The sequence below is a fragment of the Rhizobium sp. CRRU65 genome, assembly GCF_048551595.1.
GTDB classification, from domain to species: domain Bacteria; phylum Pseudomonadota; class Alphaproteobacteria; order Rhizobiales; family Rhizobiaceae; genus Rhizobium; species Rhizobium leguminosarum_J.
The window spans coordinates 101,395-116,572 of sequence record NZ_JBLYZH010000021.1; the positions used below are offsets into that span (position 1 = coordinate 101,395).

General features: G+C 62.8%; 12 protein-coding genes and 1 riboswitch. Of the genes, 9 read left to right on the top strand and 3 right to left on the bottom strand.

Annotated features, from left to right (window positions below):
• Positions 1-65 precede the first annotated feature (65 nt).
• From ACM5SV_RS31990 to atzF, 8 genes are all read left to right on the top strand, one after another.
• A complete protein-coding gene (locus ACM5SV_RS31990; protein WP_012760012.1) occupies positions 66-983 on the top strand; it encodes a helix-turn-helix domain-containing protein in 918 nt (305 codons plus the stop codon).
• A 209-nt stretch (positions 984-1,192) separates the two neighbouring features.
• A riboswitch (guanidine-I (ykkC/yxkD leader) is annotated at positions 1,193-1,301 on the top strand.
• A 74-nt stretch (positions 1,302-1,375) separates the two neighbouring features.
• The gene (locus ACM5SV_RS31995; RefSeq protein WP_128407588.1) at positions 1,376-2,449 is read left to right on the top strand and encodes a putative urea ABC transporter substrate-binding protein; all 1,074 of its coding nucleotides are present in this window, start codon (positions 1,376-1,378) and stop codon (positions 2,447-2,449) included.
• Positions 2,450-2,514: 65 nt separating this feature from the next.
• Positions 2,515-3,333 (top strand): ABC transporter permease, encoded by an 819-nt coding sequence (locus tag ACM5SV_RS32000; protein ID WP_128407587.1) that lies wholly within the window; start codon positions 2,515-2,517, stop codon positions 3,331-3,333.
• Positions 3,330-4,160, top strand: a complete 831-nt coding sequence (locus ACM5SV_RS32005) for an ABC transporter ATP-binding protein (protein ID WP_012760009.1) — start codon at positions 3,330-3,332, stop codon at positions 4,158-4,160. Before ACM5SV_RS32000 ends, ACM5SV_RS32005 begins: the two co-directional genes overlap by 4 nt.
• Positions 4,157-4,978 carry an urea amidolyase associated protein UAAP1 gene (locus ACM5SV_RS32010; RefSeq protein WP_012760008.1) on the top strand — a complete coding sequence of 274 codons (822 nt, stop codon included), beginning with the start codon at positions 4,157-4,159 and terminating at the stop codon, positions 4,976-4,978. Before ACM5SV_RS32005 ends, ACM5SV_RS32010 begins: the two co-directional genes overlap by 4 nt.
• A gap of 11 nt (positions 4,979-4,989) precedes the next feature.
• Positions 4,990-5,640, top strand: a complete 651-nt coding sequence (locus ACM5SV_RS32015; RefSeq protein WP_012760007.1) for an urea amidolyase associated protein UAAP2 — start codon at positions 4,990-4,992, stop codon at positions 5,638-5,640.
• A gap of 3 nt (positions 5,641-5,643) precedes the next feature.
• Positions 5,644-9,183 carry an urea carboxylase gene (uca, locus tag ACM5SV_RS32020; RefSeq protein WP_012760006.1) on the top strand — a complete coding sequence of 1,180 codons (3,540 nt, stop codon included), beginning with the start codon at positions 5,644-5,646 and terminating at the stop codon, positions 9,181-9,183.
• A gap of 1 nt (position 9,184) precedes the next feature.
• Positions 9,185-10,990 carry an allophanate hydrolase gene (gene atzF / locus ACM5SV_RS32025; protein WP_012760005.1) on the top strand — a complete coding sequence of 602 codons (1,806 nt, stop codon included), beginning with the start codon at positions 9,185-9,187 and terminating at the stop codon, positions 10,988-10,990.
• 97 nt (positions 10,991-11,087) lie between these two features.
• Here atzF and ACM5SV_RS32030 read toward each other — a convergent pair whose 3' ends face one another.
• Genes ACM5SV_RS32030 through ACM5SV_RS32040 form a run of 3 tightly spaced genes read right to left on the bottom strand, consistent with a single transcriptional unit; the run spans position 11,088 to position 13,635 of the window.
• Positions 11,088-11,498 (bottom strand): VOC family protein, encoded by a 411-nt coding sequence (locus tag ACM5SV_RS32030; RefSeq protein WP_012760003.1) that lies wholly within the window; start codon positions 11,496-11,498, stop codon positions 11,088-11,090.
• Positions 11,499-11,516: 18 nt separating this feature from the next.
• Positions 11,517-12,614 carry a Gfo/Idh/MocA family protein gene (locus tag ACM5SV_RS32035; protein ID WP_164047269.1) on the bottom strand — a complete coding sequence of 366 codons (1,098 nt, stop codon included), beginning with the start codon at positions 12,612-12,614 and terminating at the stop codon, positions 11,517-11,519.
• A 10-nt stretch (positions 12,615-12,624) separates the two neighbouring features.
• Positions 12,625-13,635: a Gfo/Idh/MocA family protein gene (locus ACM5SV_RS32040; RefSeq protein WP_003549180.1), complete on the bottom strand. Its 1,011-nt coding sequence runs from the start codon at positions 13,633-13,635 to the stop codon at positions 12,625-12,627.
• A gap of 369 nt (positions 13,636-14,004) precedes the next feature.
• Between ACM5SV_RS32040 and ACM5SV_RS32045 the strand changes: the two genes are divergently transcribed.
• Positions 14,005-15,165 carry a fumarylacetoacetate hydrolase family protein gene (locus tag ACM5SV_RS32045; RefSeq protein ID WP_017997238.1) on the top strand — a complete coding sequence of 387 codons (1,161 nt, stop codon included), beginning with the start codon at positions 14,005-14,007 and terminating at the stop codon, positions 15,163-15,165.
• Positions 15,166-15,178: the final 13 nt, after the last annotated feature.

Consider the following 15,178-nt stretch of genomic DNA (forward strand, 5'->3'; position numbering starts at 1 on the left):
TGCCGATCTTTCACGAACGCGGTTAGACTATCTGTAAGGGAGCGGGTGTCTCCTAAAAAGGGAACATGAATTTGGCGGAAAGTAAGGTCGGGACACGTGCAATCTATCAGCCCGGCGCGAGCAGCATCGAGGGTTTGCCGACAGCGCTGCAGATGTTTCATGCCCATCCGCCTGTAATGGCCATGCCGCACTGGCACGCGCAGGTCGAAGTCAACTATGTGATGCGCGGCACCGTGCACTACCGGATGAGCGATCACGAATTCCGGCTGAACGCCGGGGAAATGTGCCTCTTCTGGGGTGGTCAGCCGCATCAGATGGACGAATCCTCAGATGATTCGCTCTATGCCGGCGCCCATCTGCCGCTCGTCTATTTCTTTCGGCTGCGCCTGCCGATCAGCGTTTCCAGCCGGCTTATGAAGGGTGAGACGCTGCTGACCTCGGCAACGGATGCCGCCGACAACGAAAACTTCGCCCGCTGGTTCCGCTATGCCAATTCCGGCGACGCGGCCAAGGCCCAGCACGCCGTCGACGAGCTGCTGCTGCGCATTGAGCGGATCGCGCTCGAACCTTATTCGATGACGTCGCAGGCCATCATCAGTCTCGAAGGTGATCACCCGCACCCGCATTCCTCGCGCAGCGTCGCGCGCATGTGTGATTTCATCGCCGCCAATTTCCTGCATGACATCGATTCGGTCGATATCGCCCGCGCCGCCGACCTGCATCCGAAATATGCGATGAACCTGTTCAAGCGATCGACCGGCATGACGCTCAGCAAATATGTGACGCTGCTGCGGCTGTCGCGCGCCCAGGCGATGCTGATGAGCGAGGGCGCCAACGTACTGCAAGTGGCGATGGACAGTGGATTCGGCTCGATCAGCGCCTTCAACAAATCCTTCCGCCACATCGCCGGCATGTCACCATCGGACTTCCGCCGTGATATCCGGCTGGTGACGACGGTCCCGGCGGGGGCTTTCCGGAACTAGCTCAGGGCCAGCCGCAATTCGGCGATCTGTGCGTCTGCCTGCGACTTGTTTTTCACTGGGCAAAAAAGAACCAACGCCTAAGGTGGGAGAATATGCACATTTTCTGTGCAAGTGCATGCACTATTGCATCTGCGAGGGAATCGGCGCCATCGCACTCTCAATAAAATCAATGATTTATAATTTGGCACGCACTTTGCTTCGATGGTTGCAGAGTTGGTGGCTAGGGTTCCGGCGTCGCAAGGCGTGGCTGGTCCGAGAGCTGCCACCGGCAGGGGAGACATCCCGCCGGGTGCACGGCGGGACAAAAGCCCGGGAGACCTCGTAAGCCAAGGGATTGGCGGCACGATGGTCATTGCCGATCCCTTTTGAAGAAAAGCAAAAGGGGAATTTCAATGCAGACTTTTTCGAAGATTCTATCGATTACCGCACTGACGGCGTCCCTGGCGCTGGGACTGGGCTCCATCGCCAAGGCCGAACAGAAGACCGACTTCAAGGTCGCATGGTCGATCTATGTCGGCTGGATGCCCTGGGGTTATGCTGCTGATCACGGCATCGTCAAGAAGTGGGCCGACAAATACGGCATCAAGATCGAGGTCACCCAGTTCAACGACTACGTCGAATCGATGAACCAGTATACCGCAGGCGCCTTCGACGCCGTGACGCTGACCAACATGGACGGCCTGTCGATCCCGGCCGCCGGCGGCGTCGATACGACAGCCGTGATTGTCGGCGACTTCTCGAACGGCAATGATGCCGTCATCCTCAAGGACAAGGCGGGCCTTGCCGACATCAAGGGACAAAACGTCAATCTCGTCGAATTTTCCGTCTCGCACTACCTGCTCGCCCGCGCGCTCGAGAGCATCAAGCTGACCGAGCGCGATGTGAAAGTCGTCAACACCTCCGACGCCGATATGGTCGCCGCTTACAAGACGGCTGACGTGACCGCGGTCGTCACCTGGAACCCGCTGGTCTCGACCATTCTCGAGGATCCCACGGCCAAGAAGGTCTTCGACAGCTCGCAGGTGCCGGGCGAGATCATCGACCTGATGGTCGCCAATTCAGGCGTGCTGAAGGACAATCCGAATTTCGGCAAGGCGCTCGCCGGCATCTGGTATGAAACCGCAGCACTTCTGACTGCTGACAGTGCCGACGGCAAGGCTGCGCGCGAGGCGATGGGCCAGGCATCGGGCACCGATCTCAAGGGCTTCGAATCCCAGCTTGCCGCCACCAAGCTGTTTGCCAAGCCGGCCGATGCCGTTGCCTTCACTTCGTCGGGCAGCCTGCCGAAGACAATGGATCTCGTCCGCAACTTCCTGTTCGAAAAAGGCTTGCTCGGCAATGGCGCGCCATCGGCCGACGTCATCGGCATCGAAATGCCTGATGGCAAGATCCTCGGCGACAGCGGGAACGTCAAGCTACGCTTCACCGAGACCTACATGAAGGCCGCCGCCGACGGTTCGCTCTGAGCCATGTCAAAGCAGCGGTGCGGAGTTGACCGCACCGCCCACCCTTCATCAGCGGAGCTTTCCCTATGCGCTGGATCAACACGAGGCCGAGCCGGGGTGCGCAGCTTACCTTGACGCTGCTGCCCTTCGTGCTGCTGATTGTTGCCTATACTTTCGGCTCGGCAGCACGGCTGGCGGAAAACGCCAACGACAAGCTGCTGCCCGGTCTTGCCGGTTTTGCCGATGCGATCGACCGCCTCGCCTTCATCGCCGATCCGCGCACCGGCCAATACCTGCTCTGGTCCGATACCGGGGCGAGCCTGATCCGTCTGTTTGCCGGCCTTGGCATCTCCACGATCACCGCGCTCGTCATCGGCATGCTGATCGGTATGCTGCCTTATCTCCGGGCGCTGCTCTCCCCTTTCGTCGCCGTTATCTCGATGGTGCCGCCGCTGGCGCTGCTGCCGGTCCTCTTCATTGCCATGGGTCTCGGTGAAGCCTCCAAGATCGCGCTGATCGTCATCGGCGTCGCGCCGACGATGATCCGTGATCTTGCGCTGAAGGCACTGGAGCTGCCACGCGAACAGATCGTCAAGGCTGAAACGCTCGGCGGTTCCTCCTGGCAAATCGGCCTTCGTGTCGTGCTGCCGCAGATCCTGCCGCGGCTGATCACCTGCCTCCGGCTTCAGCTTGGCCCCGCCTGGCTGTTCCTGATCGCCGCCGAAGCGATCTCGTCGGATTCCGGTCTCGGCTACCGCATCTTCCTCGTCCGCCGCTATCTCTCGATGGACGTCATCTTTCCCTATGTCGTCTGGATCACGCTGCTCGCCGTGATCATGAATTATATCCTCGATCGCATCCGCATCGCCGTCTTCCCCTGGTCGGAGTTGGAGAAGCAGGCATGAGCGAATTGGTGATCGAAAAGGTCTGGAAGGAATATGGCGACCAGATCGTGCTTGAGGATGTGTCGCTGACCGTCGCTTCGCGCGCCTTCGTCGCCCTTGTCGGCCCGTCCGGCTGCGGCAAGTCGACGTTCCTGCGTATGCTGCTCGGCCAGGAGCGGCCGACGCGAGGGACAATCCTGCTGGACGGCGAAGCCCTACCGCAGGAGCCGGGGCCGGATCGCGGCGTCGTCTTCCAGCGCTATTCCGTCTTCCCGCATCTAACCGTGCTCGGCAACGTGCTGCTTGGGCGGGAACTCTCAACGTCCCGCTACAAGGCCAAGCTTTTCGGCGCCGCCCGTCGCGACGCCATCGACGAGGCACGGCGGCTGATTGCCGAAGTCGGCCTTTCCGGCGCCGAGGACAAATATCCGGCGCAACTATCAGGCGGCATGCAGCAGCGCCTGGCTTTGGCGCAGGCGCTGATCATGAAGCCGAAGGTGCTGCTGCTCGACGAGCCCTTCGGTGCGCTTGATCCCGGCATCCGAGCCGAGATCCACACATTGATGAAGCGGCTCTGGCACGAAACGCAGATGACCGTCGTCATGGTGACACATGACATGCGCGAAGCCTTCACGCTGGCGACGCGCGTCGTCGCCTTCGAGCGCAAGCGTGACCGCCCGGAGGAAAAGGAGCGCTACGGCGCGACGATCACCAAGGATATTTCGATCTGGCCGCCGAGGCTTGCCGGCGCGCCCTCCATCTTCAGCCCCGACCGGGACGGCCCGGTCATTTCTCTGGGCCTTCGCCGGGACGACCCGGCTTCCAGTCCGTCAGGAGAAAAACCATGATGCATGTCAGACGTTCGCCCGAGGAGATCGCTGCCAACCGGCAGCGTTACGAGGAACATCAGAAGAAGGGGCTGGAATTTGCGCCGAAGGCCTTTCCGGCGCCGAGCCCTCTGCCGGCCCCCGCAATCGATGCGGCTGCAATCATCCATCAGGAAACCATCCCCGGCGGCTGGCACTGGTCGAGCGCGCTGAAGCGCGGCGAGGCTCTCCGCATCGATCAGGGCGAAGGCGGATCGACCGTGGCGCTCGTCGCCTGGAACGCCGCTGACACGAGCGAACGGCTCAATCTCGTCGATACGGTCAAGGTGCAGTGGACGACCGCCCTCGGCAAGGGCCGCGTCATCTTCTCAGACATGGGCCGGGTGATGTTTTCGCTGATCGAGGATAGCTCCGGCGCCCACGACTGCCTGATGGGCGGCTCGACGGCAGCTTCGAACGCTGCCAAATATCCCGGCGTCAAGACCCGCAACACCCGCGACAATCTTGTGCTCGTCGCCGGCAAGCTTGGTCTCACCAGGCGCGATATTCCCGCAATTCTCAATCTCTTCGCTTCCGTCCGCGTCGACGATGACGGTGGCTTCCACTGGCGCGGCAAACTCTCCAACAGCGGCGACTATGCCGAGCTGCGCGCCGAGATGGACATGATCGTCGGCTTCTCCAATTGCCCGCATCCGCTCGATCCCGATCCGGTCTATGCGCCGAAGCCGGTGATCGTCACGCGCTTTCGCGCGCCCGCTCCCGGCGCCGACGACCTCGCGCGCACGGCGACCGCCGAAGCCCTTCGCGGCTTCGAGAACAACGCCTCGATGCTGGCCTGAGGAGAATGACGATGACCGATTTCATCAAGACTTCAGCTTCGCGCAGCCTCGAAAACGCCGTGCAGGATCATTTCATTCCGGCCGAAGCGCCATGGTCCGGCATCGTCCGCAAGGGCCAGACCATCCGCATCGAGGACAGCTACGGCCAGCAGGCGATCGATACGCTGTTCTACCGCGCCGATGACTTTGCCGAGCGTTATTCCAACCAGGATACGATGCGGGCTCAAGGCGGCGCCTATATCGGCACCGGCACGAAGATCATCTCGAACGAAGGCAACGTCATGCTGGTCATGACGGCCGACAGCTGCGGCCGCCACGACACATCCGCCGGCGCCTGCTCCTGCGAAAGCAACACTGTGCGCTTCGGCCACGGCACCAAATACCTGCATGCCTGCCGCGACAATTTCGTGATCGAGGTGACCAAACACGGCATGAGCAAGCGCGACATCGTGCCGAACATCAATTTCTTCATGAACGTGCCGATCAAGCCGAATGGCGAGATGACCATCGTCGACGGCATTTCCGCGCCCGGCGACTATGTCGAGCTGGTGGCGGAGATGGACGTGCTCTGCGTCATCTCCAACTGCCCGCAGATCAACAATCCCTGCAACGGCTTCGATCCGACGCCGATCCGGGTGCTGATCTGGGACGGCGAGGATTGATCGATGTTCACCAAGGTCCTTATCGCCAATCGCGGCGAAATCGCCGTCCGCGTTATCCGGACATTGAAGAGGATGGGCATCGCCTCGGTCGCCGTCTATTCCGATGCCGACCGGTTCTCGATGCCGGCGCTGACCGCCGACGAGGCCGTACGCCTCGGCCCGGCGCCAGCCGCTGAGAGCTATCTCAACGTCGATGCCGTCATCGCCGCCTGCAAGGTGACGGGGGCGCAGGCCGTGCACCCAGGCTACGGTTTCCTCTCGGAGAATATCGGCTTTGCCGAGCGGCTCGCCGCCGAGGGTATCGCCTTCATCGGCCCGCGCCCAGAGCATCTGTCGGCCTTCGGCCTGAAGCATACGGCGCGCGAATTGGCGAAAGCGAGCGGCGTGCCGCTGCTGCCCGGCACCGATCTCTTGCAGAGCGTCGAGGATGCGCTTTCGGCTGCCGAGATCGTCGGTTATCCCGTCATGCTGAAAAGCACGGCCGGCGGCGGCGGCATCGGCATGCAGCTCTGCGCCGATGCCGCCGGCCTCAAGGCTTCCTTCGAAAGCGTGCAGCGGACCGCGCGCGCCAGCTTCGGGGATGCGCGCGTCTACATCGAGCGTTTCGTTGCCGAAGCGCGCCATGTCGAGGTGCAGATCTTCGGCGACGGCAAGGGCGGAGTGATTGCGCTCGGCGAACGCGACTGCTCGCTGCAGCGGCGGAACCAGAAGGTGGTCGAGGAGACCCCTGCGCCTGGCCTTTCCGCGGAGATACGGGCGCGGCTGCACAAGGCGGCGGTCGATTTGGGAAGTTCGGTCTCCTATGAATCGGCCGGCACCGTCGAATTCATCTATGATCCCCAGCGCGAGGAATTCTATTTCCTCGAGGTCAATACCCGCCTGCAGGTCGAGCACCCGGTGACGGAAGCCGTCTTCGGCATCGATCTCGTCGAATGGATGATCCGGCAGGCGGCCAGCGAGGACGTGCTCTCCGGAGCTATGGGCCTGACGCCGAAGGGTGCGGCGATCGAGATGCGTGTTTATGCCGAGATGCCGCATGCCGATTTCCGCCCGAGCGCAGGCCTGCTAACCGAGGTCGTCTTCCCTGACAATGCTCGCGTCGACGGCTGGATCGAGACGGGAACCGAGGTGACGCCCTTCTACGACCCGATGCTTGCCAAGCTGATCGTGACGGCGGAAGACCGGCCGGCGGCGATCGAGAAGCTGAAGGCAGCACTCGCTGAAACGTCGATATCAGGCATCGAGACCAACCTCGATTATCTCAGGACGATCGCCGCTTCCGAGCTGCTCGCCGGCGCCAAGGTGGCGACGACGGCGTTGCGCGACTTCGCCTTCGTTCCCGACGTCGTCGAGGTGCTTGCGCCCGGCGCGCAGTCGAGCATTCAGGAACTGCCGGGCCGGCTCGGCCTTTGGCATGTCGGCGTGCCGCCAAGCGGTCCGATGGACGAGCGCTCCTTCCGCCATGCCAATCGGCTGGTCGGCAATGACGATGTAACGGCCGCACTCGAACTGACCGTTTCCGGCCCGACCCTGCGGTTTTATGCCGACCAGACGATCGCGCTTGCCGGCGCCCGGATGGCGATGACCTGCGATGGTGCAAAGCTGCCGCATGATACGCCGGTGCTGATCCGCGCCGGCCAGGTTCTGTCGATCGGCACGATCGAAGGACCCGGGCAGCGCGCCTATCTCGCCGTCGCCGGCGGTTTTGCAGCTCCCGTCGTGCTCGGCTCGCGGGCGACGTTCGGCCTCGGCCAATTCGGCGGTAACGCCACAGGCACGTTGAAGACGGGGCATGTGCTTCATTTTGCCCGGCAGGTGGCAACCGAACCGGCGACGCCCGCAAAGGAGCCGGCCACCTTGACGCGCGAATGGGATGTCGGCGTCGTCTACGGCCCGCACGGCGCGCCAGATTTCTTCGAGGATAACGATATCGAGACGCTGTTCTCGACGGCGTACGAGGTGCATTTCAACAGCGCCCGCACCGGCGTTCGCCTCATCGGCCCTGCTCCGGTTTGGGCACGCCACGATGGCGGCGAGGCGGGGCTGCACCCCTCCAACCTGCACGACAATGCCTATGCGATCGGGGCGATCGATTTCACCGGCGACATGCCGATCATTCTCGGCCCTGACGGCCCGAGCCTTGGCGGCTTCGTCTGCCCGGCGGTGATTGCCCGCGACGAGCAGTGGAAGATGGGCCAGTTCAAGCCCGGCGACCGTATCCGTTTTCATGCAGTGGCGCGGCCGGAAGACCCGATCGCCGGCCCGGCGGTGCGGCGGCCCACGGAAGAAACAGGTTCGCCGATCCTCGGCATCAGCGAGGATGGCCCGGTTTCTGTCGTTTATCGCCGCCAAGGCGACGACAATCTGCTCGTCGAATATGGGCCGATGACGCTCGATATCGCGCTTCGCCTGCGGGTGCATCTGCTGATGCAGGCGGTCATCGAGGCTCGCCTTCCTGGCATCGTCGACCTTACCCCCGGCATCCGCTCGCTGCAGATCCATTATGACGGCACGCAGCTGACGCGAAAGCGCCTGCTGGGGCTTCTGGCGGCGATCGAGGCGACGCTTCCGGCAGCGCAGGAGGTCACGGTGCCGAGCCGCATCGTGCATCTGCCGCTCTCCTGGAACGATCCGGATGCGGAGCTTGCGATGCGCAAATATCAGGAGCTGGTGCGCCCGAATGCGCCCTGGTGCCCGTCGAATATCGAGTTCATCCGCCGCATCAACGGTCTTCCCGACGAACAGGCCGTTCGCGATATCGTCTTCGATGCCAGCTACCTGGTGCTGGGTCTCGGCGACGTCTATCTCGGCGCGCCGGTTGCGACCCCGACCGATCCGCGCCACCGTCTCGTGACGACGAAGTATAATCCCGCTCGCACCTGGACGCCGGAAAATGCCGTCGGCATCGGCGGCGCCTATATGTGCATCTATGGCATGGAAGGACCGGGCGGCTACCAGCTCTTCGGCCGCACCATCCAAGTCTGGAACACTTGGCGGGAGACGCCGGTCTTTGCCAAGGGAAAACCTTGGCTGCTGAACTTCTTCGACCAGATCCGTTTCTTCCCGGTCAGCAATCAGGAGCTGACGGAGGCGCGCGCCGCCTTCCCGCACGGGGGCTATCCGATTCGGATCGAGGAGACGGAATTCTCCTATGCCGCTTACGAGAAGGAATTGCAGGCGAATTCGGCGTCGATCGGCCGTTTCAAGGCAACGCAGCAGGCCGCCTTCGATACTGAGCGCCAACGCTGGAAGGAAGCCGGGCTCGACAGCTTCGTCACCGATGAAGGCACGGGCGAAAGTCCGGATGGGGATATTCCCGACGGCTGCTTCGGTGTTGCCAGCGCCGTGCCCGGCAATATCTGGAAATTGCTGGTCGAGCCGGGCGCCTCGGTTGCGGCCGGCGATACACTCGCCATCATCGAATCGATGAAAATGGAAATCAACGTCACCGCCCATGCGGCAGGCCGCGTCCGCGACCTGCGCGCCGGGCCGGGAAGAAACGTCAAAGCCGGCGATATCATCGTCGTTCTGGAGGAATGCTGACATGCTGCCGACCATCCTCGATCTCTCAAGCCTTCGCGCCGCCTATCAATCCGGCCTGACGCCGCTCGACGCCATCGAAGAGGTGATCGCGCGGCGTGCCGCCTCGAAAGATCCGGCAATCTTCATCACCCCGGTGCCGGATGACGAGCTGCGCGCGGCCGCAAAAGTGCTGATGGCACGCGCGCCCGAGGCAAACAGCCTGCCGCTTTGGGGCGTGCCCTTCGCCGTGAAAGACAATATCGATGCCGCCGGCCTGCCGACGACGGCCGCCTGCCCGGCATACGAATATCGGCCGGAAGCGGACGCTACCGTCGTTGCGCGGCTGAAGGCAGCCGGCGCCATCATCATCGGCAAGACCAATCTCGACCAGTTCGCGACCGGCCTCAACGGCACGCGCTCGCCCTATGGCGCGCCGCGTTCGGTCTTCGATGCGGCCTATATCTCCGGCGGATCGAGTTCCGGATCATCAGTCACGGTGGCCTCCGGCCTCGCGGCCTTTGCGCTCGGCACCGATACGGCAGGCTCCGGCCGCGTGCCTGCCGCCTTCAACAATCTGGTCGGCATCAAGCCGACGCCGGGCCTTGTGCCGAATACCGGCGCGGTTCCGGCCTGCAAGAGCGTCGACTGCATCACGATTTTTGCGGCGACCGTCGGCGACGGTGTTGCGATCCGCAAGGTCGCCGAAGGCTTCGATGGCGCCGATGCTTTCTCGCGTCACGCCAAGCCGGCGAACCTGCCGGTATCGGGCTTGCGCATCGGCGTTCTCACCGATGCCGAGCGGGAATTCTTCGGTGACAAGGAGGTGGAGGCGCTCTACGACCAGGCGATCGAGCGGGCCAAAGCGCTCGGAGCGACCATCGTGCCTTTCGATTACGCGCCATTCCGCGAGGCCGCCGCCCTTCTCTATGACGGGCCGTGGGTCGCCGAGCGTCTGGCGGCGGTCGAGACCTTCCTCGCCACCAACGCCGCCGATTTCGACCCGACGGTCAGAGGGATTATCGAAGGCGCCAAGGGCAAGACCGCGGTCGAGGCCTTTAACGGCCGATACCGGCTGGAGGAGCTGCGCCGCAAGACCGAAGCCGAATGGGAAAAGGCGGACGTGCTTCTGCTGCCGACCGCACCGACCACCTACACGGTCGCCGACATGCTGGCCAATCCCGTCGTGCTCAATGGCCGCCTCGGTCGCTACACCAATTTCGTCAACCTGCTCGATTGCGCAGCGATCGCCGTTCCGGCCGGTTTCGGCAAAGACGGCCTGCCGGGCGGCGTCACCGTCATTGCACCTGCCTTCACCGACGATGCCCTGGCCCCACTTGCCGATGCGCTGCACCGCGCAGCAGCTTCCGGCATGGGCATCGACCGGCAGGCGGCAATACCGGAAGCGAGCCGTGTCGTGCCTGGCGATGACGGTTTCATCGAAATCGCGGTCGTCGGTGCGCATCTGACCGGCATGCCGCTCAATCACGAACTGGCAGGCTCGGGCGGGCGTCTGGTCAAGACCTGCCGCACATCAGGCGATTATCGCCTCTTCGTTCTGCCCAATACCATGCCGCCGAAACCGGGGCTGCTGCGCGAACCCGGCCATAGGGGGCAGGGGCTGGAGGTCGAGGTCTGGGCACTGCCGGCCGATGCTTTCGGCAGGTTCGTCCAGAAGATTCCGGCACCCCTCGGCATCGGTAAGCTGACGCTCGAAGACGGTTCCAGCGTCTCCGGCTTCGTCTGCGAGGCCCATGGGGTGAAAGGTGCTGAGGAAATCACCGCACTTGGCGGCTGGCGCAACTATATCAGCGCCAAGCTGGCGAGCTGAGGAGAGCCTTGCATGGCGGCAAAACTCATCCGGCGCCTGATCGATCTGCTGCGGGACGGTCTGACCGCCCGCAGCGAAGGGATCGGCAGCACCTGTGTCAGCCCTGGCGGTTCAGAGAACGTTCGGCAAGCTCGACGATAATGCCGTCGGGATCGCGAACGAAGGCGATCTTGTTCAGCATCTCGGAGTGGACCGCGAAGCGCGGCCGCTCCTTGATCTCGACACCCGCCTGTTCAAGGCGGGCGAAGGTCTGTTCGACATTGTCGAAACAGAAGGTGAGGTGCCGGACGCCGGCCGTATCGTCAGGCACGTCGACCGCCGTCGACGCGCCGCCGGGCGGCGCAAAGACCTCCAGCATGCCGCCGCCTGCATCGAGGAACGCGACCTGCATGCCATTCGCCATCGTCTTGCGCAGCACGAGGCTGAGGCCGAGCAGGCCACAGTAGAAATCGACGGTGCGGTCCATGTCGCCGACCGTCATGCCGACATGCTCGAAGGATTTCAGCATCGGAGAGCCCTTCCCGATTCAGACGGTGGCCGCAGCCCGCCATTCCCCTGCCGGAAGCCAGGAGCGATAGAGCGGATGATCGGCGGCGATCGGCATCGGCGTCGGTTGTCCGGTTCGCTGCGAGAAATAAGCGGCCGTTACCAGTTCCAGCGAATTGCGGGCATCCTGCAGCGTCACCGGTGGGTCGGTGTCTTCGACGATCGCCTTATGGAAGAGCTCGAACTGACGGGTGTAGCCATCCTCGCCAGGCACATGGGCGGCGAGCACTTCGTCGATCCGCGCCTGATGTTCCTCTGTCCCGGCGACGAACGTCCACGGATCACGGCCCATCGTGTAGGGTTCGATGATGCTTTCGGCGACGAGGTCGTTGAAGCAGAAGCGCAACCGCGAGATCTCCTTGCGCGAACCCAGCGTCATCGACAGCGTCGCCAGCGAGCCATTCTGCATCTTCACCGAAAGGGCTGCCGTATCCTCGACCTCGATCGGATTGACCAGCGTCGCCCCATAGGAAAACACCTCGGCGCAGGGGCCATGCACATAGTTCAGCATGTCATGGGCGTGGATGGCGTGGCCGAGAAGGCCACCGCCGAGTTCGCTCGCCCATTTGCCGCGCCACGGCACGGCATAATAATCCGGCCCGCGCCACCAATGGGTTTCGATCGTGGTCAGGAACGGCTTGCCGGCCAGGCCACGTTCGATCAGCAGCTTCAGCTTCTGCAGGCCGGAACCATAGCGATACTGGAAGATCGGCATCAGCTTCTTGCTGGGGAAGCGGGCAAGGATGCGCCCCATCTCGTCGACCTCGGCGATCGAGCCGAAGAGCGGCTTCTCGCAGATCACGTGCTTGCCGGACTCGATACCTTTGCGGCACAGTTCGAAATGCGAACTCGGCGGCGTCGAAATGTCGATGATGTCGAGATCGTCGCGGGCAAACAGCGAATCCGCATCCTGCGTGTATTCGGCAATGCCGAACTCCTCGCACAGCGCTCTGCCGCGCTCCTCATCGAGCGAGCAGAGCACGGGAACTTCGAAAAGCTCCTTGTTCCAACCGAAGCCGGCCAGATGCCGCGCAGCGATGCCTGCGCCGATGACGCCGACGCGCAATTTCCTGGTCATGATTTCCTCCTCAGCGAGCGCCGATGCGCGCGGCTTTCGCCTGGGCTTCGAGCGAAAGACGGCAGACTTCAAAAACGTGATCCTGGGTCATCGCCGTCTGCGTGCGGTTGCCGACGTCGGCGGTGAAAGCGTCGAAATAGTCGAGTTTTTCGCCACTGCAATCGATATGGGTCATTTCCTTGCCGTTGACCAGGAAGAGGTGATCCTTGCCCGGCCGGCCGGCGATATCGATATATTTGCGCAGTTCGATGTAGCCTTCGGTGCCGAGGATGGTCAGGCGCCCGTCACCCCAGGTCGGCAGCGCCTCCGGCGTGAACCAGTCGACTCGCACATAGCCCGCCGCCTTGTCGGAGCGCAGAAGCACCTCGCCGAAATCCTCGAAAGCGGGCTTGTCGGGCATGCCGAAATTGCCGATCGAGCTTGCGATGACCTCGCCTGTGGTCGAGCCGGTATAAAACAGGAACTGGTCGACCTGGTGCGAAGCGATATCGACGATGATGCCGCCGAAGGCTTCGGGATCGAAGAACCAGTCCGGCCGGGTCGGCAGTTGCAGCCGGTGTGGACCGACGCCGAGCGTCTGGATCACCTTGCCGATCGCGCCTTCAGCGACGAGCTTGCCGGCCTTGACGGCGGAGCGGACGCAGTGGCGCTCGGAAAAGCAGATCGAGAAGATCTTGCCGGTCTCGGCAACGGTACGCCTGACGTCCTCGAGTTGGGCGAAGGTCGTCACGCCCGGCTTGTCGGTCATCACATCCTTGCCCGACCTCATTGCGCGGATGGCAAGCCCGGCACGATCACGCGGAATCGCGGAAATGCAGATGACATCGATCGACGGATCGTCGAACAGCTTTTGCCTGTCGATCTGCGGCGCGTCAGGATAGGTCTTCTCGAAGGCCTCGCGCAACGCCGGCACCGAGGTCTGCGGGCAATAGCCGACGAACTCGCCACCCGCGGCCAGCAATCCCTTTACGTGATCGAACGTGTGCCCATGGTCGATTCCGACGACGGCAAATCTCAACATCGCTGCAATATCCTCCTGGGATTTTCGTGTGGCCGCCTGACGCCAGCCTCCTCCATGTCGCGCAAAACAGATAACGAAAGCCGCCGCCTGTCAAGGCGAGATGAAGGGGGAAATCGACAGGGTTGCAAATTAAACATATGAAATATAACGATTAATTTGTATCTAAATAGTTATTTTGCAGGTTTTTACGCTTGGTCTTTCGACAAAGGGCCACGGCTTGAACCGATCGGGCGAAAGTCTTTTTCCCCGGCGCATCTTGCCCCATCTCCGTGAATGTGATCGATTTCGGCTGCCGCCGGGCTGGAGGGCGGCAACACCCCGCAATGTTTTGAAGAGCGCTCCCCGCTCGCCTGTGACGGAAGATCCACCATGTCTCAACCTCTGCTCGATATCGCCGCTTCGGATGGTCTTTTTGTCGGCCGCGCCTGGAATCCCCAGGTTGCCGGGCCGAGCATCGTGGCGCTTCGAGAGGGGGAGCTGGTCGACATCACCTCGCGCGAGGCGCCGACACTGAGCGCGCTGCTCGAGCAGCAGGACGCTGCTGGTTTCGTGCGCGCTGCAAGCGGCAAGGCGATCGGCTCGTTGCAGGATATCGCCGCCAACAGCACCGGCACGCCGGATGAAGCGCGTCCCTATCTCCTGGCGCCCGTCGACCTTCAGGCAGTGAAAGCCTGCGGCGTCACCTTTGCGCAGTCGATGATCGAGCGCGTCATCGAGGAGAAGGCGGCCGGCAGTCCGGAGCGTGCCGCCTCGATCCGCGAGCGCGTCAGCACGCTGATCGGTGGCAGTCTCACCAATCTGAAGGCCGGTTCGCCGGAGGCTGCCAAGGTCAAGCAGGCACTGATCGACGAAGGCATGTGGTCGCAATATCTCGAGGTCGGTATCGGGCCGGACGCCGAAGTCTTCACCAAGTCGCCGGTGCTCTCCTCCGTCGGCTGGGGTGCGGATGTCGGCCTGCATCCGATCTCGACCTGGAACAATCCCGAGCCGGAAATCGTGCTCGCGGTCAACAGCCGCGGCGAAATCACGGGGGCGACTCTCGGCAACGACGTCAACCTGCGCGACGTCGAGGGCCGCTCGGCGCTGCTGCTCGGCAAGGCCAAGGATAACAATGCCTCCTGCTCGATCGGTCCTTTCATCCGCCTGTTCGATGCCGGCTACAGCCTCGATGATGTACGCAAGGCCGAACTCGACCTGAAGGTGTCAGGCCAGGATGGCTTCGTGATGCACGGCAAGAGTTCGATGTCGCAGATCAGTCGCGATCCGACCGATCTCGTCAAGCAGACGGTCGGCGCCCATCATCAATATCCCGACGGTTTCATGCTTTTCCTCGGCACGCTGTTTGCGCCGACTCAGGACCGCGACGCGCCGAAGCAAGGCTTTACCCACAAGATCGGCGATGTCGTCGAGATTTCCTCGGCAGGCCTCGGCGCGCTCATCAACACCGTGCGCCTCTCCACCGAATGCCCGCCCTGGACCTTCGGCATTTCGGCGCTGATGAGCAATCTGGCAAAGCGCGGCCTGCTTTGACGTGCTGATTTTT